Raw genomic sequence first — 1,260 nt, forward strand, 5'->3', positions numbered from 1 at the left:
GTATGGCAGGCCGAGTTCCTCCAGCGCGATCGACACCTTCACCCCGTTCGGCGTCGGAAACGAATAGAGCTGGATGCGGTCGGGATGGCTGGCCGGCCAGCGCGTGGCGATCGGAAAGGCGGACAGGTCGGTCATCGAAACTCCTGGGCGGGGATTTTTCGCGCGTGCGCGGCGCGTGGCAAGACGCGTCTCGCCGTATCTGGGAACCGGTTGCGGTCAGACCGCCTTGAACGCCAGCACCGCATTGGTGCCGCCGAAGGCGAAGCCGTTGCTGATCGCCGCGCGCACCTTGCGCTCGCGCGCCACATTCGGCGTGATGTCGAGATCGCAATCGGCGTCGGTTTCGCGAAAATTGGCCGTCGGCGGCACGATGCCTTCGCGGATCGCCATCACGCAGGCGATCAGCTCCAGCGCGCCCGACGCGCCGAGGCAGTGGGCGTGCATCGATTTGGTCGAGGAGATCGACAGCCTGTGGGCATGGTCGCCGAAGACGCGCTTGATCGCCGCCGTCTCGATCTGGTCGTTGGCCTTGGTGCCGGTGCCATGCGCATTGACATAGTCGATGTCTTCCGGGTTGAGCCTGGCATCGACGAGGCAGAAGCGCATCGCCGCCTCCGGCCCTTCGATGGTCGGCGCGACGATGTCGGAGGCATCGCCGGAAAGGCCGGCGCCGGCAATTTCGGCAAGAATCGTGGCGCCGCGCGCCATGGCATGCTCGTAGGTTTCCAGCACAACCATGCCGGCGCCTTCGCCGAGCACCAGGCCCTGGCGATCGGCCGAAAACGGCCGGCAGGTGTCGGGCGCCAGCACCCGCAGCGCCTCCCAGCCTTTCAGGATGCCCCAGACCAGTGGCGCATCGGTGCCGCCGGCGAGCATGATATCGGCGCGGCCGAGCCTGATCTGGTCGACAGCCGAGGCAATGGCGTGGTTGGACGAGGAGCAGGCCGAGGTGATGCCGAAGACCGGTCCGCGCAGGCCGAGATTCATGCTGACATGGCCGGCCGCGGCACCCGGCATCACTTTCGGCACGGTGAAGATGCCGGCGCGATTCTTGCCTTCGAGCAGGATGGCGCGATAGCTCTCTTCAATCGCCTCCCAGCCGCAAACGCCGACGCCGACGATGGCGCCCATCCGGTAGGTGTTGGCTGCGTGCGAGGTCAAGCCAGCCTGTTGCGCGGCTTCCCGCGCGGCGATCGTCGCCAGCAGGCTGAAGCGATCCATCGACACGACCTGCTTGCGGTCGATACCGTGATCGGGAAG

At 66.7% G+C, this 1,260-nt stretch carries 1 protein-coding gene and 1 pseudogene; both read right to left on the reverse strand.

All coding sequences use genetic code 11. The features are described from left to right. Window positions 1-135: pseudogene (locus EOA86_RS40985) on the reverse strand (glutathione S-transferase); the annotation flags it as partial. Between the two features lie 81 nt (window positions 136-216). Next, window positions 217-1,260, reverse strand: a 1,044-nt coding sequence (locus EOA86_RS35135) for a beta-ketoacyl-[acyl-carrier-protein] synthase family protein (protein WP_164892347.1), incomplete at its 5' end; no start/stop codon positions are given.

The organism is Mesorhizobium sp. M5C.F.Ca.IN.020.32.2.1 (assembly GCF_004023105.1).
Classification (GTDB): Bacteria; Pseudomonadota; Alphaproteobacteria; order Rhizobiales; family Rhizobiaceae; genus Mesorhizobium; species Mesorhizobium wenxiniae.